The following is a 442-nucleotide window of genomic DNA, read 5'->3' as shown; positions in this document are numbered from 1 at the left end:
GCCGTTGCCCTCGGTGTCGGGTCGACCGCCTCAACTAACCCGCGAGGATCGTCTCCAGGCGCCGGGCTTCGACGGCGATCCGGGATGTGCCCTTCTTGACGTACGGCTCCAGGCCGGGGAGGAACTCCCGCGCTCCCGACCGCGCCGCGCATTCCGCCGCGACCGCGAGCAGATCACCGAGTCCGGCAGGGCGTTCGCCGCGCAGGCCCGGGATCATGCCGGCCATCACGGCCCAGACGGCCGCGCTCGCACCGCCGGCGACCGCCTGGCGCAGCGACTCGGCCAGGCGTGTCGTCCTGATGATGTCCATGCGGATCAGTTCCGACAGCGTTCGGCCGAGGTCGGCCGGCTTCCAGGCGTCCGTGCCGCGGCCCGCGAGGACGATCAGGCCGTCGACCGCGTGGGCCCGGTCGACGGCTTCGCGGGCCGCCAGGCCGTAGGC

Annotated in this window: 1 protein-coding gene; it reads right to left on the bottom strand. The window is 73.8% G+C overall.

The window, feature by feature from the left end; all coding sequences use genetic code 11:
- Window positions 1-34: 34 nt before the first annotated feature.
- On the bottom strand, window positions 35-442 hold a 408-nt coding region (locus tag AC1DSF_RS30905), incomplete at its 5' end, for a hypothetical protein (RefSeq protein WP_478184126.1).

Source organism: Variovorax sp. 01N429 (assembly GCF_056399425.1).
Note: the sequence above shows the minus strand (reverse complement) of the source record. Positions and strands in the feature narration are given on the sequence as shown.